Here is a 21,321-nt window from a genome sequence, read left to right on the forward strand (position 1 = left end):
GCCCCCGGATGCATGAGGATTGCACGAACGCAGGATGTCCAGCGCCCGAACGGTCATGCATCCGGGCGCCACTCATGCATTCGGCGGAAGGCGAGATCCCCGCGCACACGACGGCGGATGCCGCGGTCTCAGACCGCGTGGCATCCGCCGTCGTCGCCGTCATGCGTCGTCAGCTGAGCTCTCCGCCCTCCAGGAGCTCGGTGACGAGGGCGGCGATGGCCGAGCGCTCGGAGCGGGTCAGGGTGACATGTCCGAAGAGCTCATGCCCCTTCAGCGTCTCGATGACACTGGCGATCCCATCGTGCCGGCCGACGCGGAGGTTGTCCCGCTGACCGACGTCGTGGGTGAGGATGACCCGCGAGTTCTGTCCCATGCGGCTCAGCACGGTGAGCAGCACGTTCCGCTCGAGGGACTGGGCCTCATCGACGATCACGAAGGCGTCGTGCAGAGAGCGTCCACGGATGTGCGTGAGCGGCAGCACCTCGAGCAGTCCGCGCTCGACGACCTCTTCGATGACGTTGCCGGAGACGACCGAGCCGAGCGTGTCGAACACCGCCTGCCCCCAGGGGCCCATCTTCTCGCCCTGGTCGCCGGGCAGGTAGCCGAGCTCCTGGCCGCCGACCGCGAACAGCGGCCGGAACACGATGATCTTCTTCTGCTGCTGGCGCTCCAACACGGCCTCGAGCCCGGCGCACAGTGCGAGCGCCGACTTGCCGGTTCCCGCACGACCGCCGAGGGAGACGATGCCGACCTCCTGGTCGAGCAGCAGGTCGATCGCGATCCGCTGCTCCGCCGAGCGGCCGTGCATGCCGAAGATGTCGCGGTCCCCTCGCACTAGGCGGAACTCGCCGTCACCCGTGACGCGCCCGAGAGCGGAGCCGCGCTCGGAGTGGATGATCAGCCCGGTGTTCACCGGGATCCCCCGAGCCTGGTCGCTGATGCCGACTTCGCTCTCGTAGAGGTCGCTGATGTCGTCGCCGGAGAGGTCGAGCGTCGCGATGCCGGTCCATCCGGAGTCCACCGCCTGTTCGGCGAGGTACTCCTCGGCCCGGAGTCCCAGCGATGCGGCCTTCACGCGCATCGGCAGGTCCTTCGAGACGATCGTGACGTCCTGGCCGTCCTGCGCGAGGTGCATCGCGACCGAGAGGATGCGGGTGTCGTTGTCGCTGAGCCGGATGCCAGCCGGGAGCACCGAGGAGTCGGTGTTGGCCAGCTCGACGCGGAGCGTGCCGCCCTCCCCGACCTCGACCGGGAAGTCCAGGCGGCCGTGCTCGATGCGCAGGTCGTCGAGGTGCCGCAGCGCCTGCCGTGCGAAGTAGCCGATCTCCGGGTCGTGGCGCTTGCCCTCCAGCTCCGTGATCACGACGACCGGGACGACGACCGAGTGCTCGGCGAAACGGAAGAACGCCTGCGGATCGCTCAGCAGAACGGAGGTGTCGAGCACGTAGGTGCGCAGATCCTGATCCGGATCGGCGGACGACGATGCCCGGCTCGACGTCCTACGGGTGGACTGCTGCGCGGTGCTGGTGGCCTGCTGCGCTGTACGTGTGGTCACGACCCACTCCCGACCCGGGGAATCCCGGCTATTCGAACGAGTCGACCAGGGGGTCACGAGCCGCGAACCTGAGGCCGACCCGAACGGGCGCCTTGCCCGATGCCTAGAACGTACGACCGCCCAGGGGATTAACCCGAACTCGACACGCCAGGGATTCGTTACGCGCTGATGAACGTCTCGTTGCCGAACGCGTGCAGGGCGTCGTCGAGGAGCTCGAAAGTGGCAGCATCCGTACCCGCGTGCGGGGCGACCCGCACCGAAGCACCTCGGGCAGTCACGACGATTCCTGCGTTGGCGAGCGCTGCGGCGAGGCGTGCAGGTTCCTCCGGTGCCAGCGCGACGATGCCGGCCCGCTCCACGCGCTCGCGCGGCGAACTCACCTCGATCCCATGGCGGTCGGCGATCTCGATGACACGGTCGACGTTCTCGGCGAGTCGCTCCTCGATGGCGGCGACCCCGGCATCGCGCATGTCCCGCACGCCGATCGCGAGGCGCCCGGCAGCGAGGGTGTCCGGCTGGCTGACCGTGTAGGCGCTCGCGGATGCCGCCGGCCCCGGCAGCTCATCGACGAACAGTCCGGTCGCCGTCGTTCCGGTGATCCCGGACAGCACGGGGACGATCCGCTCCCGTGCACGCGGCGCGAACCAGGCGAAGGCGCTGCCCCTGCCCGCACGCAACCACTTGTATCCGTGTCCGACGACCACGTCGGCGGCCGCGTAGTCCACGTCGATCACGCCGAACGACTGCACCGCGTCGACGATGAGCAGGCGGTCGGGGCCGATGACGTCACGCAGTGCGGCGAGGTCGGCCCGGTATCCGGTGCGGAAGTCGACGTGACTCACTGCCAGCGCGACGACCTCGTCGTCGAGCGCCTCGGCGACTGCCTCCGGCGTCACGCGTCCGTCGTCGGGCGTGATCCACCGGGGCGATACGGCGCGGTCCGATGCGGTCGCGGCCCGCTCGATCGTCAGGCTGACGCTGGGGAACTCCGCCGTGCTCACGATGACCGCCCCGGAGATGCCGTACAGGGCGTGCATGAGTCCGTGCGTCGACGAGGGCTGCAGGGTGACGTCGGCGGCGTCTGCGCCGAGGAGCTCCGCGACGAGCTCCTGCGCCTGGCCGACGCGCTCGGCGACCAGCGACAGGGAGGAGGGGCGCCCGCTTCCCAGAAGGTCGGCATCGGCGAAGACCTCTTCGCGCACGGAGGGGGACAGCGGACCGAATGCTGCCCAGTTCAGGTAGCCGGACTCGTTGTCGAATGTGTCGACGTAGTCCTGGAAAGTGCTCACTGCGTCATTGTGGCACGGTGCCGGGCGTGCCGCCCCGGCTTCAGCGACCGAACCGTCGGTCGCGATCCGCGAAGTCGCGGATGGCGCGGAGGAAGTCGACCTGTCGGAGATCGGGCCCGAGCGCCTCCACGAAGTAGAACTCGCTGTGAGCGCTCTGCCAGAGCAGGAAGTCGCTCAACCGCTGCTCACCGCTCGTGCGGATGACGAGGTCCGGGTCCGGCTGTCCCCCGGTGTAGAGGTGTTCCCCGATCATCTCCGGGGTGAGGTGGGCGGCGAGATCCTCCATCGTGCCCCCCGATGCCTCGTGCTTGGTGATGATGCTGCGAACGGCGTCGACGATCTCGTTGCGGCCGCCGTAGCCGACGGCGAGATTCACGTGGAGTCCGCTGTGGTCTTTGGTGCGCGCTTCGGCGTCGGCGAGCACTCTGGCGAGTTCGGGCGGCAGGATGTCGGAGCGTCCGACGTGCTTGACCCGCCAGTTGCCCTCCTGAGAGAGCGCCTCCGCCAGCTCGGCGATGATCTCGATGAGATCGGCGAGCTCCACGGAGTCCCGCTTTCGCAGGTTGTCACTGGAGAGCAGATACAGCGACACGACGCGCACGCCGAGCTCGTCGCACCAGCCGAGGAACTCACGCATCTTCGCAGCCCCGGCCCGGTGGCCTTCTGCCGCGCTGTCGAACCCGAGCTGGCGCGCCCATCGCCTGTTGCCGTCGATCATCATCGCGACGTGATGCGGGACGGAAGCGGGATCGAGGTGGCGACGCAGCCGACTGGTGTAGAGCCGATACAGCGGCCCTCGCACCGGATTCTCGCGTGATATCACCTCCCTACGCTACCGTGCCCCGGCTTTCGCCACGGTGTGCGGATGCTGAGGATCATGTGCTCGTCGAGGTATGCGCGTCGGCTTAGAGTGAGCACGTGAGCACTCCCGAACAGTCCGGTCCCGACGTCCCCGAGCTCCCGCTGCACGCTGCCGGGGAAGTTGATGCCGCGGTGGAGATCCGACCCACGTGGCGAGGGTGGATCCACGCGGGCACCTTCCCGGTGGCGGTGGTCGCCGGCGCGATCCTGATCCTCGTCGCCGACGGGGCCGCAGCGAAATGGGCCTCCGCGGTCTTCATGGTCACGTCCATGCTGCTGTTCGGCAACTCGGCGCTTTACCACCGGTTCGACTGGAAGCCGAAGGTCAAGGTGCTCCTGAAGCGGATCGATCACGCGAACATCCTGCTGCTGATCGCCGGCACCTACACGCCGCTGGCCGTGCTCGCGCTGCCGCCTGCGAAGGGAGTGCTGCTCCTCTGCCTCGTCTGGGGAGGGACCCTCGTCGGCATCCTCTTCCGCGTCTTCTGGATCAACGCCCCCCGCTGGCTGTACGTCGCGCTGTATCTGCTGCTCGGCTGGGCGGCGGTGATGTACATCGGCGACCTTCTCGCGGCGAACGTCGCGATGATGGTGCTCGTGATCGTCGGCGGGCTCCTGTACACGGGCGGCGCGGTCGTCTACGCCCTCAAGAAACCGAACCCCTGGCCCGGCCACTTCGGCTTCCACGAGATCTTCCACGTGTGCACGGTGCTCGCGTTCCTGTGCCACTGGACCGCGTGCCTGCTCATCGCCATCGCGCCGCTGTCGCCCTCGCTCGGCGCTCCGTAGTCACCGTCACCCGTCCTCACTCGGGCGCTCCGGAACTCGTGGGCGCTCAGCGTGCAGGCGGTTCTTCACCCTCGTCGTGTGTGCTCGAGCCGTCGACCTCGGTCGATCCCGTCGCGCTCGTGTCGGCTTGTGCTCCGGCTGCGGCGCGGGCGGCCTCCTCGGCGTCGAGCTCCTCGCGCACCTCGTCGCGATACCGGACGCGGCGGATCCGACGGTTCATGTCCCAGATCAGCAGGATCACGGCGATCACGATCACCACGATCACCGCGAAGCCCACGAACCCCGGGGTGACGGACACCGGATCGACGGTCATGCTGGGCGTCGGCATCGGGGTCTCGGTCAGAGCGAGCATGAATCGGCCTTTCGTACGCAGGTCGCATAACCTGGTACCACCAGCCTAACGACCGGGAAGACCCACCTGTGACGACCGCACAACAGCTCGACGAACGCTATGGACGAACCCGACGGCGTCGGTGGCCGTGGATCGTCGGCGGCGGCCTCGCGCTGCTCGTGATCGGTGCCTTCAGCTGGATGACCGTCGCGCAGTCCATGGCCTCCGTGGACGCCGACGATCTGGGCTTCACGCTCGTCGACGAGCACTCGGTGGAGGTGAGCTTCCAGGTCACCGGCGTGCAGGGCCGGGACGTCGTGTGCGCTCTCGAAGCCCTCGATGAGGAGTTCGGCGTGGTCGGCTGGAAGATCGTCGAGATCCCCGCCGGGAACAGTCACTCACAGGCGAAGTCGGTCACCATCCCGACGGTCGCCGAGGCCACGACAGGTTTGGTGAACACCTGCTGGGTCGCCTAGACTCGTGGCAGACATACGACGCCCCGGCACGAGCCGGGGCGTCTTGGCATATCCCCCGCAGCACGCCGGAGGGATCCCGAAAGAAGGAGCTTCGCCATGTCCACCGATGCTCAGGTTCCCTTCCTCACGCAGGAGGCTTACGACCGGCTCGTCGCCGAGCTGGAGCACCTGTCGACCGTCGGTCGCGATGAGATCGCCAAGCGCATCGAGGCGGCTCGCGAAGAAGGCGACCTCAAGGAGAACGGCGGATACCACGCCGCGAAGGATGAGCAGGGCAAGCAGGAGGCCCGCATCCGCACCCTCGAGGCTCTGCTGAAGACCGCCAAGGTCGGCGAGGCTCCCGCCAGCCGCGGGATCGTCGAGCCCGGCACCGTCGTCACGGCTCTCGTCGCCGGCGGCGAAGAGGTCTTCCTCCTCGGCAGTCGGGAGATCGCGGTCGGCAGCGACCTCGACGTCTACAGCGAGGCCAGCCCGCTCGGTCAGGCCATCCTCGGCCTCAAGGTCGGCGAGAAGTCGGCCTACGAGGCGCCCAACGGGCGTTCCATCAGCGTGGAGATCGTGAACGTCGAGACTTACGCGGGCTGACCACCCACGCAGAAGCGCCCCCGCATCCTCTCGGACGCGGGGGCGCTTCTGCGTGGGTGGGAAGGTCAGTCGGCGACGAGGATGGGCTCGAAGCCGGCCCGCCGCAGCGTGTCGAGCGTGTGCTCCGAGTGCTCGGGGCCACGCGTCTCGACGCTGAGTTCGAGGATGACCTCGCTGATCTGGAGTCCGTGACCATGACGGGTGTGCATCGCCTCGATGACATTCGCACCCGCCTCGGCGATGAGCTCGGAGACGCGGGCGAGCTGGCCCGGACGGTCGGGCAGTGGGACGCGGATGGTGAGGTATCGGCCCGATGCCGCAAGCCCGTGCGAGACCACGCGCTGCAGGAGCAGCGGATCGATGTTGCCGCCCGACAGCACCGCCATCGTCGTGCCGGTGCCGGAGACCTTGCCGGCCAGGATCGCCGCGACGCCGGCCGCACCGGCCGGCTCGACCACGACCTTCGCCTGCTCCAGCAGGATCAGGATCGCCCGAGCGAGGTCATCGTCCGAGACCGTGACGACCTCATCGACGAGCTCCTTGATGATGTCGAACGGGATGGCGCCGGGGCGCGCGACCAGGATGCCGTCGGCGATGGTCGGACGGGTGACGATGTCCACGGGTTCGCCCGCAGCGAGCGACGGGGGCACAGCGGCGGCGTTCTCGGCCTGGACGCCGATGATGCGGACGGTGCGCCCGAGTTCGGCGGCACGCGCTTTCACGGCCGCGGCGACGCCCGCGATCAGGCCTCCGCCACCGATGCCGAGGACCACGGTGTCGACATCCGGGGCGTCCTCGAGCAGTTCGAGTCCGAGCGTCCCCTGCCCGATCACGACGTCGCGGTGGTCGAACGGGTGGATCAGCACCGCACCGGTACGCTCGGAGAACTCCGCCGCCAGACGCAGCGATGTCGCCACGGTCTCACCCTCCAGCACGACCTCGGCGCCGTACCCGCGGGTGGCGAGGAGCTTGGGAACCGGAACCCCCAGCGGCATGAAGATGGTCGCGGGGATGCCGAGCGCCTGCGCCGCGAGCGCGACGCCCTGGGCGTGGTTGCCGGCGGATGCGGCGACGACGCCCCGCGAGCGCTCCTCGGCGCTCAGGCGTGAGAGGCGGTACGCGGCACCGCGGATCTTGAACGAGCCCGTGCGCTGAAGATTCTCCATCTTCAGCAGGACGGTGCCTCCGTGAATGTCGGAGAGGGCTCGCGACGGCAACGTCGGCGTGTGCGAGATCACCTCAGCCAGACTCTGAGCCGCTAGCTCGAACTCGGTCAGGCTGGGGACTGCACTCATCGATTCCTCCGTCTCCGCTCGCGCGGTACTGTGCTCCAGATAAGGTCTCCGCTGGGCCCGACGCCGGTGCGCCAGGAACCAGAACTGATGGTCACGGCCGCGACGTTGACGAAGGCCGCAAGCGGAACGGCGAACAGTGCTCCGGGGATGCCGGCGATCATCGCGCCGCCCGCCACGACGAGGACGACGGCGAGCGGATGCACCTTGACCGCGGAGCCCATCATGATCGGCTGCAGGATGTGGCCCTCGATCTGCTGGACCGCCAGCACGACCACGAGCATCCACAGTGCGATCCACGGCCCGTTGTAGACGAGAGCCAGGAACACGGCGACGGCGCCGGTCGCGACCGCACCCACGATCGGGATGAAGGAGCCGAGGAACACCAGGACGGCGACCGGAAGCGCGAGCGGCACCTGCAGCAGGAATGCCCCGAGGCCGATGCCGATCGCGTCGATGGTGGCCACGAACAACTGAGTGCGGGCGTAGTTCACGATCGTCGCCCAGCCGTTTCGGGCGGCACCGTCGACGGCGGGCCGCGCCTTGCGCGGGAAGATCCGAAGGGTCCAGCGCCAGATTCCTGCGCCGTCGGCGAGGAGACAGATGAGGATGAACAGCGACAGCAGCGCACCGGTCGCGACGTGTCCGACCGTCGTGCCGATGGCCAGTGCGCCCGTCCAGAGCGCCTGCGTCTGCTCGTCGAGGAAGTCGAGGCCCTGCTGCAGGTAGTCGGCGATCTGGGTGTCGGAGAGGTTCAGGGGACCTTCGTGGAGCCAGACCTGGAACTGGTCGAACGCCTCGGTCGAGCGTGCCTGCACGTCGGGCAGCTGAGCGCGCACCTGCCAGACGACTAGCCACATCAGTCCGGTCACGATGGCGGCCGTTCCGATCAGCGAGATCGTGATCGCCAGCCAGCGTGGGAATCCGCGTCGCAGCATCCACGAGAACGCCGGCCACAGGAGTGCGGTGATGAGGATGCCGACCATGAGCGGGATGACCAGGAGCTTCAGCAGCATCACCAGCCAGATGAAGACGCCGATCGCTGCGGCGATGATCAACAGCCGCCAGGAGTAGCTCGCCGTGATGCGCAGCGGCAAGGGCACCGCCTCATCGGCATCGGTCGTCACGGTGCGGTCGGTGGAGACCGGGCGCGGACGGAAGAGATCTCGCAGCCGGGGGCGCTGGTCCTCGCTCATCGCCCAAGTCTACGGTCAAGCCGTATGCCGTTCGACGCATCCATCGCTGAAGAGCGGAGATGTCGGTGCCCGGCGATACGCTGACGGCGTGACCGAGACCCTCAGCTCCCCGCACGCCCGGCGGATCGCCCTCGCCGCTCAGGGGTTCACCCGATCCCGACCCGCATCGGTCACCGCGCGCCACGTGCACCGCGTGATGGATCGGCTCGGCGTCCTTCAGATCGATTCGGTGAACGTGTTCGCGCGCTCGCATTACCTGCCGCTCTTCTCGCGTCTCGGCTCCTACGACCCCACACTGCTCGACAGGGTCTTCCTCTCCCGCACCACCCATTACGTCGAGTACCTCGCCCACGAGGCGACGTTCATCCCGGTGGCGGACTGGCCGCTGTGGCGATTCCGCATGGACGACTTCCGGCGGAAGTGGGCGGATGAGGACTCGTGGATGAGCAACAACGCGCGCACGGTGCAGTGGGTGCAGGACGAACTCCGCGCCAGGGGGCCGCTGCGTCCCGCCGACCTGCGCGACGACGCGCCGCGAGAGCGCGGAACATGGTGGGACTGGGACGAAGCCAAGCTCGCGCTCGAACACCTCTGGCGCACGGGCGATGTCGCCGTGAGCGGCCGCCGGGGCTTCGAGCGCACGTACGCGCTGGCCGACCAGGTGATCCCCGACGTTATCCGATCGCGGGAGATCTCCCGAGACGAGGCGATCCTGGAGTTGACGCGCCGTGCGGCTCGCTCGAGCGGTGTCGCGACGCAGTCCGACCTCGCCGACTACTACCGCATCCGCGACCGTGCCGCGGTCGCCCGATCGATCACCGAGCTCGTCGACGCCGGCGAGCTGCAGCCGGTGCAGGTGCGCGGCTGGGAACGCGGAGGCCGTCCGCTGCGCGCGTGGCGGCATCGCGATGCCGTGCTGCCCCGCAAGATCGAGACCGCGGCCGTTCTGACTCCGTTCGATCCGGTGGTGTGGTTCCGCAACCGGGCGCTGCGCATCTTCGATCTCGACTACCGCATCGAGATCTACGTGCCGGCCGAGAAGCGCCGGTTCGGCTACTACTCGCTGCCCGTGCTCGTCGGCGACCGCATCGTGGCGCGCGTCGATCTGAAGGCCGACCGCGCCACCTCGACGCTGCAGGTGCAGTCCGCGTGGTGGGAACCCCAGGCGCAGCCGGGCGATGCCGAGCCGGTCGCCGCCGAGTTGGCCCTCGCGGCCGCCTGGCAGGGCCTGGAGCGGGTCTCGGTCTCTGGGTGGGGTGATGCCACGGCAGCGCTTCATGCGGCGCTGACCGGAGCAGGTGGCAGCGTGCACCGCCACGTGCACGCTAGAGAGAGTGCCCCGTGAGCCGGCGGCGATGGTGGCTGATCGCCGGTGCGGTCGGTGTCGTCGTGCTCGTCGCCGGGGGCCTGTGGATCTGGCAGGCGACCGGCCGCCCCGCCACGGCGGAGGAGGCGGCGGCGGAGTACCTGCGCGCACTCGAATCCGGTGACCCCGCAGCGGTGGAGGCCACTGGTGCCGTGATGCAACGGGAGACCCTCGACGCGTTCTCCGACGCGACGGCACTCGTGCACGATGCGGAGGTGATCTCCGTCAGCGGAGACGACAGCGCGCCGGTCGGTGGTGTGACGGCGACGGCCGAGATCACTTTCCGCCTGGCCGACGAGAAGCACACGGCAGCGCTCACACTCTCCCCCGTCGACGGGCGGTGGGTCGTGGATGAGTCCGGGCGGGGCACCGTGACCGCCGATCCCTCGATCGGCTCGTTCGTCTCCATCGGCGGGCAGACGCTGCCCGCGGGCGAAGCCACGGCGCTGTTGCCGGCGAGCTACACCGTCGCCGCCGCACCGGTGTCGCTGCTCAGCGGAGAGACATCGGTGACCGTGCTCCCCGGCGACGAGACGGCCGTCGACATCGATGTGTCGCTGCGCTCGGAGGCGACAGTCGCAGCCCAGAATCAGCTCGACGAGCACCTCGAGACGTGCGCGGAGCCCGGCACCGCCGCGCCCGAGGGCTGCGGCATCCGCATTCCCTGGGGTACCGAATTCCGCGCCGTGTCGGAGTACCGGTACCGCATCGAGAAGCTACCGACGCTGGCCCTATCCGGCAACGGATTCGCGGCGGAGGGGGGCGTCCTCGTCACCACGGTCACCGGAACCGGTCAGGACGGCGCGAAACGTGAGGCCACCTACCGGACCGACTCGTGGAGTCTGCGCGGCGACGTGTCGTTCACCGCAGAGGGCGTGGTGCTCAGCGCCTGGTGAGCGGGCCCCTGGTGAATGCGATTCGAATCAGAACTGGACGCGAGGAGGTTCGGAGATCGCACTGCTGTCGGCGACCTCGAAGAACTCCCGCTCGGTGAAGCCGAGCCCCTTGGCGAACAGGTTGTTCGGGAAGACCTTGATCTTGGTGTTGAGCTCGCGCACGCCACCGTTGTAGAACCGGCGCGCAGCCTGGATCTTGTCTTCGGTGTCGACCAGCGCCTGCTGCACCTGGAGGAAGTTCGTGCTCGCCTGCAGCTGCGGGTACGCCTCGGCGACCGCGAAGAGACTGCGCAGCGCCTGCTGGAGGTGTCCCTCGGCGATGCCGGCCTCACCGGGACCGCCGGCCGACAGCGTCTCGGCGCGCGCACGAGTCACGTTCTCGAAGACCGCCTTCTCGTGGGAGGCGTATCCCTTGACCGTCTCGATGAGGTTGGGGATGAGGTCGGCTCGTCGCTTCAGCTGCACCGTGATGCCGCTCCACGCCTCGTCGACGCGGACCTTCAGCTGCACCAGCGAGTTGTACGTGGCCCACAGATAGATGCCGGCGAGCAGGATCACTCCGACAACGATCAGTACCGGCACGAGCCATTCCATCAGAGGCCCACCCTTCCTCGTGTTTCTCTCATCCTAGACGCGCACCCTGCACGTGGACTGGGCGCGCGGCGCGGATTGCGGCCTCGAGCCGGGTCAGGCTCCGAGAACCCGTTCGAGATAGCGGTTCGAGAAGCGCCGCTCGGGGTCCAGGCGGTCGCGGAGCGCGACGAAGTCGTCGAATCGAGGGTAGCGCTCGCGCAGCGTCTGGTCCGTCAACGTGTGCAGCTTGCCCCAGTGCGGCCGTCCGCCGAACTCGAGCATGATCTCCTCGACCGCGTTGAAGTACTCCGTGGGGTCGGCGCGCCAATACCGGTGCACGGCGATGTAGGCGCTCGGCCGCCCGTGCGCCGTCGACAGCCACAGGTCGTCTTCCGCCGCGAAGCGCACCTCGATCGGGAACTCGATCCGCCACCCGCGCTGAGCGATGAGGGCGCGGACCGCCTGGAACGCCGGCACGACGTTCTCGGCCGGGAGCGCGTACTCCATCTCACGGAAACGCACGGTGCGGCTCTGGATGAGCACCCGATGCGACAGCTCGGTGTACTCACGGTCCCCGGTGAGCTTGACCGCCAACCTGCTGAACGGCGGAGTCACCGCAGGAACCACCTGCCCCGCAGCGCACACGACGCGGTAGACCCCGTTGGAGAGGAGCGTCTCATCGATCCACCTGCCCACGACCGGGAGCGGCTTGCGCACCGTCGACTCCGGCAGTCGCGTCTGACGCTTCGTCAGCGCCACCTCGGTGTGCGGGAACCAGTAGAACTCGAAGTGGTCCCACGAGGCCACGCGCTCCTCGAGTGTGGCGAGCACGTCGTCGAGGGGCGCCGGCTCGTCGATGGCGTGCATCACGAACGCCGGCGCGCATTGCAGCGTCACCTCGACGATGATGCCGAGCGCGCCGAGCCCGAGCGCGACGGCAGGCAGCAGGTCGCTCTCGTGTTCATCGTCGATGCGGAGGAAATCTCCGGCGGCCGTGACCATGGTGATGCCGACGACCTGGGTCGCCAGGCCGCCGAACCGGGCACCGGAGCCGTGGGTTCCGGTCGAGATCGCTCCCGCGATGGACTGGCGATCGATGTCGCCCAGATTCTCCATGGCGAGCCCATAGGGGGCGAGTAGTCCGGGGATGCGGTGCAGACGGGTTCCTGCGAGGAGGGTGACGCGGCCGCTGGCTGCATCCGCCGATACGAGTCCCTGCAGGTCGTCCAGCTCCAGCAGAACACCGGGTGCGACGGCAATGCCGGTGAAGCTGTGCCCCGCTCCGACAGCCTTCACGCTGAGACCGTGCTTGACCGCAGCGATCACCGCGCGCTGCACGCCTTCGGGGCTGCGCGGACGCTCCACGCGCACGGGGCGCACCGAGGCCGAACGGCCCCAGTTCTGCCAGGAGCCGCCGATTCTCGTCACAGGAACGCCTTTCCCTCGCCGCGGTAGGTGGGAAGCTCCTCGATGACCTGCTCCCCCGACACCAGGTGATAGCGCTCGATGCGCTCCGCGGGCTCGCCGCTCTTCGCATGCCGGAACCAGACCCGGTCCCCCACGCCCAACGACGTGGCGGCGGGGCCCTGCAGCGGCGTCTGCACCTCACCGGCGGCCTCGCGCCCGAGTGTGCGGAGTCCCTCGGGCCACACCGGACGGGGCTGACGGGAGGCGAGAGCGGGACCGGAAGCTACCCACCCTCCACCCAGCACGGTGGCGATGTCGGCGGCCGGTCGGCGCACCACATCGAACGCGAAGGCCGAGGCAGGAGCGGGACGGAACGAGCGGTAGCCGTCGAACAGGTGGCCACCGAGCAGCCCGCTCCCGGCACTCGCCTCGGTGAGTGATTCGTCGCTCCCCGTGAACTCGAGCGAGCCGGTGCCCCCTCCGTTGAGGATCTCCAGCGGAGCGATCGCACCGACGGCGGCCACGATGGCTGCCCGTCGCTCCCGCAGCTCGTTCCTCGAACGTGCCTGCACCATGCGGATCAGCGGCGCGTCGGCACCGGCATCATCGCCCTGACCGGCGATCTGCGCGTCGTACATCTGAAGTCCGACGAGCCGGAAGCCGGGACGGGCGACGACCTTGCGGGCGAAGCCCGCGACCTCGCCGGGCGTGAAGAGCGCCGAGCGGCGCACGCCGATGTGGCCGAGGAGGGAAGAGCGCCAGGACGCATCGACATCGATCGCGACCCGGATCTCGGGGCGCGAGGCGGGACCTGCGACACTGTCGATCAAGTCGAGGTGGACGAGATCGTCGACCATCAGCGTGATGCGCTGCGCCGCCTGCTCGTCGGAGAAGAGCCGTTCCAGGCCCGCACGATCCACCGTCGGATAGCCGAGCATGATGTCATCGTGCGTCTCGGCCAGCCACAGCGCCTCCTCGAGCGTGAACGCGAGGATCCCGCGGAATCCGGGGAGCTTCAGCACGGCATCGAGCACGGCCCGCACCCGCACCGATTTCGAGGCGACACGGATGGGGAGCCCGCCCGCGCGCACCAGCAGGTCCATCGCGTTATAACGGAGCGCTTCGCGATCGATCACCCCGACCGGCGCGGGCAAGTGTCCGGTGGCGGCGGAGAGGCGTGGCCAGTAGCGGGCAGGATCTTCCCACTCGGGGGCGGTCGCGGGCGCACCCTGGACGGGGCTCAGTTCGTCGATGAGGTCGAGCACTCCCCCACCCTAAGGCCTCCTCGTACTCCGGATCACCCCTTGCGGCACCGGGTCGCAGCCACCACACGGCGATAGGCTGACGACGCGGCCCCCGTAGCCCAATGGCAGAGGCAGGCGACTTAAAATCGCTTCAGTCTGGGTTCGAGTCCCAGCGGGGGCACTCCGCTTCTCAGTTCTCGCCGTCGGCAACCGCCCTCCGCTCTCCCGCAGCCTCACGCACCCGGCGAGCGACCAGGACGATGAGGGCGATCACGATGGCCGTGTAGACGGCGTAGTCGAGGTACCCGAGGTACTGCTCCAACTGCTCGTGCTGCGTGCCGAGCGCCGCACCGACACCGAGGAGCAGAGCGTTCCACGCGCCACTGCCGACGATCGTGTAGATGCTGAAGGTGGCGAGATTCATGCGCGATGCCCCGGCGGGGATGGAGATGAGACTGCGAACGCCCGGGACCATCCGGCCCACCAGCACCGTCCAGCCGCCGCTGCGCGTGAACCAGTCGGCTCCCCGCTCCAGGTCGGAGCGGCTCACCAACCGGGTCGCCGCCAGCAGCCGCACCGCCCGTTGCATGCCGATCGCCGCGCCGAGTCCATACAGCAGCAGGGCTCCCAGCCAGGAGGCCAGCGTGCTCCAGAAGATGAGCCACCCCAGGTTCAGCTCCCCACTCTGGCTGAGGTATCCGGCGAACGGCAGGATCACCTCGCTCGGGATCGGCGGGATCAGCACCTCGAGGAAGACGAGCACCCCGACCCCGACGTCGCCGAGGGAGGTGAGCACGTCGGCCGCGAATCCGGTCAGACCGGTGAAGCCGTGTTCGGCGTCGGTTGCGAAGAACATCCGAGCTCAGCGTCCGAACAGATCGCCGATGCCCGGGATGCCCAGGTCGCCGAGCCGCTCGCCCCATCCCGTGGCCGTCTCGCCCAGTCCGGACGCCGCCTCGCCTGCGGAACCCATGAGGTCGCCGGCCCCGCCCGCGATCGACTCGACATCGATTCCGGCGGCGAGCGACTCGACGTCGACGCCCTCGGCCAGCGCGCCGAAGTCGACGCCGATGTTCGCGGCCTGCTCCAGAAGCGGACCGGCCACCGTGCTGAGCACCGCACCACCGGCGACAACGCCGAGCAGTCCCACCGCCGCACCGCCTGCGGCGACCGCAGCACCACCGGCACCCGCGCCGCGCACGCGCGACAGGAGTCCGCGCATCCGCCCCGGCTTCATGGCCTCGGCCCGCCCGGCCGCTCGCGCGAGGTCGTCCGGCGACGACGACCTCGGACGCTCCCCCGGTTCGAGCTCCTGCCGCATCCGCGCCTCGACGAGCGTGCGCTGCTCGGGAGTCAGACGGGCGAATGCCTCGCGGTGGATCTGCTCGACACGCTGCGGGTCGGCCGTCTGCAGCAGGTAATCGTAGCGGGCGATGGCTGCTCTATCGGCGTCGGTTGCCGCAGGGGATGTACGCGCGGATCCGGCGACCGGTGGTGCGTAACGATCCCGCGGAGGGGTCGAACCGGCCCTGACGCTCGGAGCACCGGGTGCCGGCGGCGCGTAGGGATCCGCCCCCGCGACCCGTGCGCTCTGCTCGGCGCGAGGAGTTCCGTCCGCCGGACCGCGGACCGCGTCCACGGCTCCGCGGAGCATCCCGCCCCAGTCCGTCGAGCGGGACCCGCCCGCCGAATGGTCGGTGCGTCCGGAACCGGCATTCTTCTCGAGCGCGTCGGATGCCATTCCGATCAGTCGGGAGAGCTTTCCCATGGGTGTCCCTTTCGTGGTGCGGGCCACCGGGGATTCCCACGTCGAAGCGACGGCAGGGGTCTCTCGGCACCCCGCGATGCGGGTGCCAAGGTCTCCTCCACCCTCACGGGCCAGCGGGCCGGAGCACGATCTCGTGCTCGTAATGACGACGACGCTGCAGACGGGAGTACTCCCCTTGCTGCCCTCACGCTACCGACCGCACCTGTGCTTCGCCTCGGAGCCGCCCCGAAGAAACGAAGATCGGCCCCGGCGCAGAGCGCGCGGGGCCGATCTCAATCTGATTCGAGGGTCTGCTACTTCGCTGCAGCCTCGGCCGGCTCAGGAGCCTTCTCGGCGGCAGGCTTCTTCGCCGCAGGCTTCTTCGCGGCCGGCTTCTTCGCGGCCGGCTTCTTCTCGGCGGTCGTCTCCGAGGCCGCCGGAGCAGCCTTCGCGGCAGGAGCAGCCTTCGCCGCAGGAGCAGCATCTGCCACGGGCGCCGCGGGAGCTGCCGGACGCGGACGCGCGGCGAACTCCTCGAAGACGTAGCGCGGGTTCTGCACCGTCTCGAGGTTCACCAGGTCGCGACCCAGCCACAGGTTGTTCCACCAGCCCCAGATGACGCGGAACTTGCGCTCCCACGTCGGCATCGCGAGGCCGTGGTAGCCGCGGTGCGCGACCCAGGCCACGAAGCCCTTGAGGGCGATCTTGCCGGACTGGAAGACGCCGTTGTACAGGCCGAGACCCGCCACCGCGCCCATGTTCTTGTGGAAGTACTCCTTGGGGTTCTCGCCCCGGAGGACGGCCACGAGGTTCTTCGCGAGGAGCTTCGCCTGACGGACGGCATGCTGAGCGTTCGGCACGCAGAAGCCGCCGACGCCGCCACCCGAGAGGTCGGGGACGGCCGACACATCGCCCGCAGCCCAGGCACCCTCGACGAAGGCCTCGGGCGTTCCGACGCGCAGGTCGGCACGGGTCTGGATGCGACCGCGCTCCTCGACCGGGAGGTCGCCACCGCGAACCACGGTCGGGTTCGCCATGACACCGGCGGTCCACACGATGACGTCGGTCGGGATGACCTCGCCCGTGGAGAGCTCGACGTTGCCGTCGACCGCGCTCGTCAGCTGCGTGTCGAGGTGCACGTTGGCACCGCGCTTGGCGAGGTCCTTGAGCACCCACTCGCTGGTCTGCAGCGAGACCTCGGGCATGATGCGGCCCATCGCCTCGATGAGGTGGAAGTGCGTGTCTTCGAAGCTGATCTGCGGGTACTTGCCCACCAGCGCGGAAGCCAGCGAACGCAGCTCGGCGAACACCTCGATACCGGCGAACCCGCCGCCGACGACGACGACGGTCAGCAGACGGTCGCGCTCGGGTCCGGCGGGGAGCGAGGCCGCCTTGTCGAAGTTCGACATGACCTTGTCGCGGATCGCGACGGCTTCCTCGATGGTCTTCAGCCCGATCGCGTTGTCGGCGATGCCCGGGATCGGGAAGGTGCGGGAGACGGCTCCCGCGGTGACGACGATCTGGTCGTACGCGAACTCGTACGGCTCGCCGACGGGCGGCGTGATCGTCGCGACCTTCTGCGCGTGGTTGATGTTCGTCACCTTGGCGGTGAGGACGTGGGTGCGCTTGAGGTGACGGCGGTGGGCGACGACCGAGTGACGTGCCTCGATCGAGCCGGCGGCCACCTCGGGCAGGAACGGCTGGTACGTCATGTACGGCAGCGGGTCGACCATGGTCACGTCGGCCTCACCCTTGCGGAGGTGCTTCTCGAGCTTCCACGCGGTGTAGAAGCCTGCGTACCCTCCGCCGACGATCAGAATCTTGGGCACAGTGCTGTTCTGAGGCACAGAAGAACTACTCCTCGGAGTCGGGGATTTGGCGTACGGAAACGCGCGCCGATCGGATGCGCCGGGCAGCTGCGGTGACGCCAAGCGCTACCAGGATACCAGGCACGGTGAGCGCGATGAGCGGCAGGGTACCGTAGCGCAGCGAATCGGCGCTGGGAAGCAACGGTGAAGCCGCCTCGCTCGGCGCATCGGCCGCGGGAAGAGGGGGCACGTCCACCGGCGTCATCGACGGCACGGGCTGCGGTTCCGACTCCGCGCGACGGAAGTAGCGCACCCATTCCGCCAGGTCGCCCATGGGGTTCACACTCACCGGGGGGATGTCCGCGGAGATCGCCGCGGCGGCATCCACCAGGCCGTAGCCGTAGAGCGGATCCTGCGGCTTGATGGCGTCCGGGACCGGTATCGCGGTCTTGATGATGCGGTTGATGACGTCGATCGCCTTGATGTCGGGATGTGCAGAGCGGATCAGCGCGGCGACTCCCGCGACGATGGGCGCCGCGCCGCTCGTGCCGCGCCAGTGCTCGACCTTGCCATCGGCGGAGACGCCGATCAGGCCTTCGCTCGGCGCCGAGATCCCGATCGTGATGCCCTGGGTGGAAGCCTCGACGCTCGCCGTGCCGGTCTGGTCCACGCCGCCCACCGTGAGCACGCCGGGAATGGTCGCAGGAGCGCCGATGATGTTCGTGCCGCTCCCCCGGTTGCCCGCAGCGACGACGACCACCACGTCGTGCTCGAACGCGTAGAGGAACGCGTCGTCCCAGCTCTCGTCCCAGTCGAGTGTGTTCGTCGTGAAGGAGAGGTTGATGATGTCGGCGCCGTTGTCGACCGCCCAGCGCATGCCCTTCGCCACCTGCTCCGTGAACGGCACGGCGGCGGCCGCGCCGAAGCCGACCGAGATGGAGAGGAGGTTGGCCTCCGGCGCGACTCCGATCATGCCGGTCCCGTCGGCGGCGCCGCGTCCGGCGGCGAGCGAAGCCACCCAGGAGCCATGATTTCCGTCGATCGCGCCGAGCGGCGTCCGTCCATCCGGCGTGCCCGCACCGGAGACGTCCGTGCCGCCGACCACGGCATCGCCGAACACCTCGGGCACCTTGCCGATGCCGGTGTCGATCACGGCTATCGTCACACCCTTGCCGCGGGTCGTCTGCCACGCCTCACGGATGCGGGCACCGTCGAGCCAATACTCCGATGCGCGGGTCGGGTCGGAGGGGTCGTCCGGGATCGGCGGCGGCGTCGCCGTGGCCCCGAGGAGCAGCACAGACGCCGCGACCACCATCATGGCGGCGGCGCTGCGCAGCGTCAGACGGGCTGTCATGCCGGTGACGCCGCCGCTTCGCGCTGGGCGGCACCGGGGTCTTCGCACCGGCACACCTCGGGCGACCACGACGACCGCGCCAGCGCGGCATCGCCGATGGGGTTCACTCCCGGACCGGCAGCGAGCGCATGCCCCGCGAGTGCATGCAGGCACTTCACACGCGTCGGCATCCCTCCCGCCGAGATGCCGTCGATCTCGGGCACCTCCCCAAACTGCGCGCGGTCGGCGAGGTAGGCCTCATGCGCGGCGAGGTAGGCGGCGGCGACATCTTCATCGTCGGCCAGGAGCGCCGCGAGCTCCGGCATCACCTGGGTGGCCTCGAGGGTCGACATCGCGGCCGTGGCAGCCGGGTGCGTCAGGTAGTAGAACGTGGGGAACGGTGTGCCGTCCGGGAGGCGCGGCGTCGTCGCGACCACCGTGGGGTTGCCGCAGGCGCAGCGAGCGGCGATGCCCACCACACCCCGGGCAGGACGACCGAGCTGGGCCGAGACGACGGCGAGCTCGGCGGGCGTGGGAGCGGGGAACGGCGGCGTGGTCACCCCACCAGCGTAGGGGAGCCGGCCGAGAGGATGCTCGGAGCGGACGCTCAGGGAGCGGTCGTCGCCGTGTCGCTGAGTCCCGTCGCGACCAGGGTGCGCAGCAGCTGCGGCATCCAGTCCGACGGCTTCTCCTCGAGTGTGTCGCTCACGGGCGCCTGCTCACGCGGGAGCACGGACGGATCGAGGTCGTTGTCGATCAGATAGACGACCTCGCCCGGCTTGACGTAGTACAGGCGCTCGCGCGCCTGAGTGGTGATGTAGGCGGGGTCGTTCCATCGCTCGCGCTCGGCGATCAGCGCCGTGATCTCGTCTTCGCTCACCTGCACCGATGCCTCGAGCGCCGCGATCTTCTGACGCTGGTCGATGAACGTGCCGAGCGTGGGCACGAGGACCCAGGCCCCCAGCACCACGAGCGAGAGCATGATGACCGAGAACGCGGAGAGGCGGATGCCGGAGGCCCACTCGCGCACATCGACACGTGCGTCGTCGCCGCGGTTCCTCCCCGAGGCCCTGGGCGCGGGGGCGGCAGCAGCGGACGCCTTCGACCCGCCGCGCCCCTTTCCGGTCGTCTTCGGGTTCGGAGACGACGAAGGAGGAGCCGGTCGTCGTGCCACGGCCCCTCCTTCGTCATACCGCTTCAGCGGCTTCCTGCGCCGCGGGCGACGGCTTTCTCGGCCGCCGCTCGCGCGGCTTCTTCGTGTGTCAGCTGTTCTCAGGCCTGCGAACGCGGGAACGCGGAACGACCGGCGAAGACCGCGGCGTCGCCGAGCTCCTCCTCGATGCGCAGCAGCTGGTTGTACTTCGCGACGCGCTCGCTGCGAGCGGGCGCACCCGCCTTGATCTGACCGGAGTTCGTCGCGACGACGAGGTCGGCGATGGTGGTGTCCTCGGTCTCACCCGAGCGGTGCGACAGCATCGCCGTGTAGCCGGAGCGCTGCGCCAGGCTGACCGCATCGAACGTCTCGGTGAGCGTGCCGATCTGGTTGACCTTGACGAGCAGCGAGTTGGCGACGCCGCGCTTGATGCCGTCGGCGAGACGCTGCGGGTTGGTGACGAACAGGTCGTCGCCGACCAGCTGGACCTTGGAGCCCAGAGCGTCGGTGAGGTGCTTCCAGTTGTCCCAGTCGTCCTCGGCGAGAGCGTCCTCGATCGTGACGATCGGGAAGTCGTTGACGAGGCCCACGTAGTACTCGGTGAGCGCGGCCGCGTCCCAGTCCTTGTTGTCGAGGCGGTAGACGCCGTCCTTGAAGAACTCGGTCGCCGCGACGTCGAGGCCGAGGGCGATGTCGGTGCCGGGGGTGAAGCCGGCCTTCTCGATCGCCTTCACCAGGAAGTCCAGACCCTCGCGGTTGCTGGGCAGGTCGGGGGCGAAGCCGCCCTCGTCGCCGAGACCGGTCGCGTAGCCCGCGGCCTTCAGCTCTGCGCGCAGCACGTGGTAGGTCTCGACGCCCCAGCGGAGCGCCTCGGAGTAGGTCTCCGCGCCGACCGGCGCGAGGAAGAACTCCTGCATGTCGATGCCGTTGTCGGCGTGCTCGCCGCCGTTGATGACGTTGAAGAGCGGAACGGGCAGCACGTGCGCGTTCGGGCCACCCAGGTAGCGGAACAGCGGGAGGTCAGCGGAGTCTGCGGCCGCCTTGGCGACGGCGAGGCTCACGCCGAGGATGGCGTTGGCGCCGACGCGCTTCTTGTTCTCGGTGCCGTCGACCTCGATGAGGATCTCGTCGACGATGCGCTGCTCGCTCGCCTCGACACCTTCGATCGCAGGTCCCAGCTCGTCGATGATGGCCTCGACGGCCTTGAGGACGCCCTTGCCGCCGTAGCGGCTCTTGTCGCCGTCGCGGAGCTCGTACGCCTCGAACGCACCGGTGGATGCACCGGACGGGACGGCCGCCCGCTGCACGATGCCGTCGTCGAGGAGGACCTCCACCTCGACGGTCGGGTTTCCGCGCGAGTCGAGAATCTCGCGTGCGCCTACAGCCTCGATCAGTGCCACTGATGTGCTCCTTGCTCAGG

21 protein-coding genes and 1 tRNA gene are annotated in these 21,321 nt (G+C 69.1%); 6 read left to right on the plus strand and 16 right to left on the minus strand.

The features are described 5' to 3' along the window. Nucleotides 1-169 precede the first annotated feature (169 nt). From ACIOTO_RS00925 to ACIOTO_RS00935, 3 genes are all read right to left on the minus strand, one after another. Nucleotides 170-1,555 (minus strand): PhoH family protein, encoded by a 1,386-nt coding sequence (locus ACIOTO_RS00925; RefSeq protein WP_400855969.1) that lies wholly within the window; start codon nt 1,553-1,555, stop codon nt 170-172. Between the two features lie 158 nt (nt 1,556-1,713). Beyond that, a complete protein-coding gene (locus ACIOTO_RS00930) occupies nt 1,714-2,844 on the minus strand; it encodes an aminotransferase class V-fold PLP-dependent enzyme (protein WP_400855971.1) in 1,131 nt (376 codons plus the stop codon). Nucleotides 2,845-2,884: 40 nt separating this feature from the next. Continuing rightward, the gene (locus ACIOTO_RS00935; RefSeq protein ID WP_029262967.1) at nt 2,885-3,664 is read right to left on the minus strand and encodes an isoprenyl transferase; all 780 of its coding nucleotides are present in this window, start codon (nt 3,662-3,664) and stop codon (nt 2,885-2,887) included. A gap of 98 nt (nt 3,665-3,762) precedes the next feature. On the opposite strand from ACIOTO_RS00935, the gene ACIOTO_RS00940 reads away from it, so the two are divergent. Then, nucleotides 3,763-4,494, plus strand: a complete 732-nt coding sequence (locus tag ACIOTO_RS00940) for a hemolysin III family protein (protein WP_029262968.1) — start codon at nt 3,763-3,765, stop codon at nt 4,492-4,494. Nucleotides 4,495-4,540: 46 nt separating this feature from the next. Here ACIOTO_RS00940 and ACIOTO_RS00945 read toward each other — a convergent pair whose 3' ends face one another. Next, nucleotides 4,541-4,846 (minus strand): hypothetical protein, encoded by a 306-nt coding sequence (locus ACIOTO_RS00945; protein ID WP_029262969.1) that lies wholly within the window; start codon nt 4,844-4,846, stop codon nt 4,541-4,543. A 68-nt stretch (nt 4,847-4,914) separates the two neighbouring features. Here ACIOTO_RS00945 and ACIOTO_RS00950 point away from each other — a divergent pair, with 68 nt between their 5' ends. Together ACIOTO_RS00950 and greA are read left to right on the plus strand one after the other, a co-directional pair. After that, nucleotides 4,915-5,301, plus strand: a complete 387-nt coding sequence (locus tag ACIOTO_RS00950; protein ID WP_400855973.1) for a DUF4307 domain-containing protein — start codon at nt 4,915-4,917, stop codon at nt 5,299-5,301. A 96-nt stretch (nt 5,302-5,397) separates the two neighbouring features. Further along, a complete protein-coding gene (gene greA / locus ACIOTO_RS00955) occupies nt 5,398-5,886 on the plus strand; it encodes a transcription elongation factor GreA (protein WP_029262971.1) in 489 nt (162 codons plus the stop codon). Between the two features lie 65 nt (nt 5,887-5,951). On the opposite strand, the gene ilvA is transcribed toward greA, so the two are convergent. Both ilvA and ACIOTO_RS00965 read right to left on the minus strand, forming a co-directional pair. After that, complete coding sequence (ilvA, locus tag ACIOTO_RS00960; protein WP_029262972.1) at nt 5,952-7,181, minus strand: threonine ammonia-lyase; 1,230 nt, start codon at nt 7,179-7,181, stop codon at nt 5,952-5,954. After that, nucleotides 7,178-8,374, minus strand: coding sequence for an AI-2E family transporter (locus ACIOTO_RS00965; RefSeq protein WP_029262973.1), 1,197 nt, complete (start codon nt 8,372-8,374; stop codon nt 7,178-7,180). The genes ilvA and ACIOTO_RS00965 overlap by 4 nt, the downstream gene beginning before the upstream one ends. Nucleotides 8,375-8,462: 88 nt before the next feature. On the opposite strand from ACIOTO_RS00965, the gene ACIOTO_RS00970 reads away from it, so the two are divergent. After that, entirely contained in the window at nt 8,463-9,719 is a 1,257-nt protein-coding gene (locus tag ACIOTO_RS00970; RefSeq protein ID WP_400855976.1) for a winged helix-turn-helix domain-containing protein, read from the plus strand. Then, a complete protein-coding gene (locus tag ACIOTO_RS00975; protein ID WP_400855978.1) occupies nt 9,716-10,636 on the plus strand; it encodes a hypothetical protein in 921 nt (306 codons plus the stop codon). Before ACIOTO_RS00970 ends, ACIOTO_RS00975 begins: the two co-directional genes overlap by 4 nt. 27 nt (nt 10,637-10,663) lie before the next feature. Here the strand turns inward: ACIOTO_RS00975 and ACIOTO_RS00980 are convergent, their stop codons facing one another. From ACIOTO_RS00980 to ACIOTO_RS00990, 3 genes are all read right to left on the minus strand, one after another. Further along, complete coding sequence (locus ACIOTO_RS00980; RefSeq protein ID WP_029262976.1) at nt 10,664-11,230, minus strand: LemA family protein; 567 nt, start codon at nt 11,228-11,230, stop codon at nt 10,664-10,666. A gap of 93 nt (nt 11,231-11,323) precedes the next feature. After that, nucleotides 11,324-12,637 carry a D-arabinono-1,4-lactone oxidase gene (locus ACIOTO_RS00985; RefSeq protein WP_400855981.1) on the minus strand — a complete coding sequence of 438 codons (1,314 nt, stop codon included), beginning with the start codon at nt 12,635-12,637 and terminating at the stop codon, nt 11,324-11,326. Next, the gene (locus tag ACIOTO_RS00990) at nt 12,634-13,881 is read right to left on the minus strand and encodes an alanine racemase (protein WP_400855982.1); all 1,248 of its coding nucleotides are present in this window, start codon (nt 13,879-13,881) and stop codon (nt 12,634-12,636) included. Before ACIOTO_RS00990 ends, ACIOTO_RS00985 begins: the two co-directional genes overlap by 4 nt. Nucleotides 13,882-13,968: 87 nt before the next feature. Here ACIOTO_RS00990 and ACIOTO_RS00995 point away from each other — a divergent pair. Next, nucleotides 13,969-14,041: transfer RNA gene (locus tag ACIOTO_RS00995), tRNA-Leu, on the plus strand. Between the two features lie 9 nt (nt 14,042-14,050). On the opposite strand, the gene ACIOTO_RS01000 is transcribed toward ACIOTO_RS00995, so the two are convergent. From ACIOTO_RS01000 to eno, 7 genes are all read right to left on the minus strand, one after another. Then, nucleotides 14,051-14,716: a DedA family protein gene (locus tag ACIOTO_RS01000; protein ID WP_029262979.1), complete on the minus strand. Its 666-nt coding sequence runs from the start codon at nt 14,714-14,716 to the stop codon at nt 14,051-14,053. Nucleotides 14,717-14,722: 6 nt separating this feature from the next. Further along, complete coding sequence (locus tag ACIOTO_RS01005) at nt 14,723-15,628, minus strand: cation-transporting ATPase (RefSeq protein WP_262000601.1); 906 nt, start codon at nt 15,626-15,628, stop codon at nt 14,723-14,725. 293 nt (nt 15,629-15,921) lie between these two features. Beyond that, the gene (locus ACIOTO_RS01010; RefSeq protein WP_372467331.1) at nt 15,922-17,436 is read right to left on the minus strand and encodes an NAD(P)/FAD-dependent oxidoreductase; all 1,515 of its coding nucleotides are present in this window, start codon (nt 17,434-17,436) and stop codon (nt 15,922-15,924) included. Nucleotides 17,437-17,461: 25 nt separating this feature from the next. Further along, nucleotides 17,462-18,769, minus strand: a complete 1,308-nt coding sequence (locus ACIOTO_RS01015; RefSeq protein WP_400855984.1) for a S8 family peptidase — start codon at nt 18,767-18,769, stop codon at nt 17,462-17,464. Further along, on the minus strand, nt 18,766-19,308 hold the full coding sequence (locus ACIOTO_RS01020; protein ID WP_400855986.1) for a DUF501 domain-containing protein: 543 nt from the start codon (nt 19,306-19,308) through the stop codon (nt 18,766-18,768). Before ACIOTO_RS01020 ends, ACIOTO_RS01015 begins: the two co-directional genes overlap by 4 nt. 47 nt (nt 19,309-19,355) lie before the next feature. After that, nucleotides 19,356-19,922: a septum formation initiator family protein gene (locus ACIOTO_RS01025; protein ID WP_400855987.1), complete on the minus strand. Its 567-nt coding sequence runs from the start codon at nt 19,920-19,922 to the stop codon at nt 19,356-19,358. Between the two features lie 98 nt (nt 19,923-20,020). Then, nucleotides 20,021-21,301 carry a phosphopyruvate hydratase gene (gene eno / locus ACIOTO_RS01030; RefSeq protein ID WP_029262985.1) on the minus strand — a complete coding sequence of 427 codons (1,281 nt, stop codon included), beginning with the start codon at nt 21,299-21,301 and terminating at the stop codon, nt 20,021-20,023. Between the last annotated feature and the right edge of the window lie 20 nt (nt 21,302-21,321).

The organism is Microbacterium sp. NPDC087592, from assembly GCF_044743585.1.
GTDB lineage: Bacteria > Actinomycetota > Actinomycetes > Actinomycetales > Microbacteriaceae > Microbacterium.

Coding starts and splice junctions, on each gene's coding strand:
- ACIOTO_RS00945 (WP_029262969.1), bottom strand. CDS start 4,846: ATGCTCGCTCTGACCGAGACCCCGATGCCGACGCCCAGCATGACCGTC.
- greA (WP_029262971.1), top strand. CDS start 5,398: ATGTCCACCGATGCTCAGGTTCCCTTCCTCACGCAGGAGGCTTACGAC.
- ilvA (WP_029262972.1), bottom strand. CDS start 7,181: ATGAGTGCAGTCCCCAGCCTGACCGAGTTCGAGCTAGCGGCTCAGAGT.
- ACIOTO_RS00965 (WP_029262973.1), bottom strand. CDS start 8,374: ATGAGCGAGGACCAGCGCCCCCGGCTGCGAGATCTCTTCCGTCCGCGC.
- ACIOTO_RS00980 (WP_029262976.1), bottom strand. CDS start 11,230: ATGGAATGGCTCGTGCCGGTACTGATCGTTGTCGGAGTGATCCTGCTC.
- ACIOTO_RS01000 (WP_029262979.1), bottom strand. CDS start 14,716: ATGTTCTTCGCAACCGACGCCGAACACGGCTTCACCGGTCTGACCGGA.
- ACIOTO_RS01005 (WP_262000601.1), bottom strand. CDS start 15,628: ATGGGAAAGCTCTCCCGACTGATCGGAATGGCATCCGACGCGCTCGAG.
- ACIOTO_RS01015 (WP_400855984.1), bottom strand. CDS start 18,769: ATGACAGCCCGTCTGACGCTGCGCAGCGCCGCCGCCATGATGGTGGTC.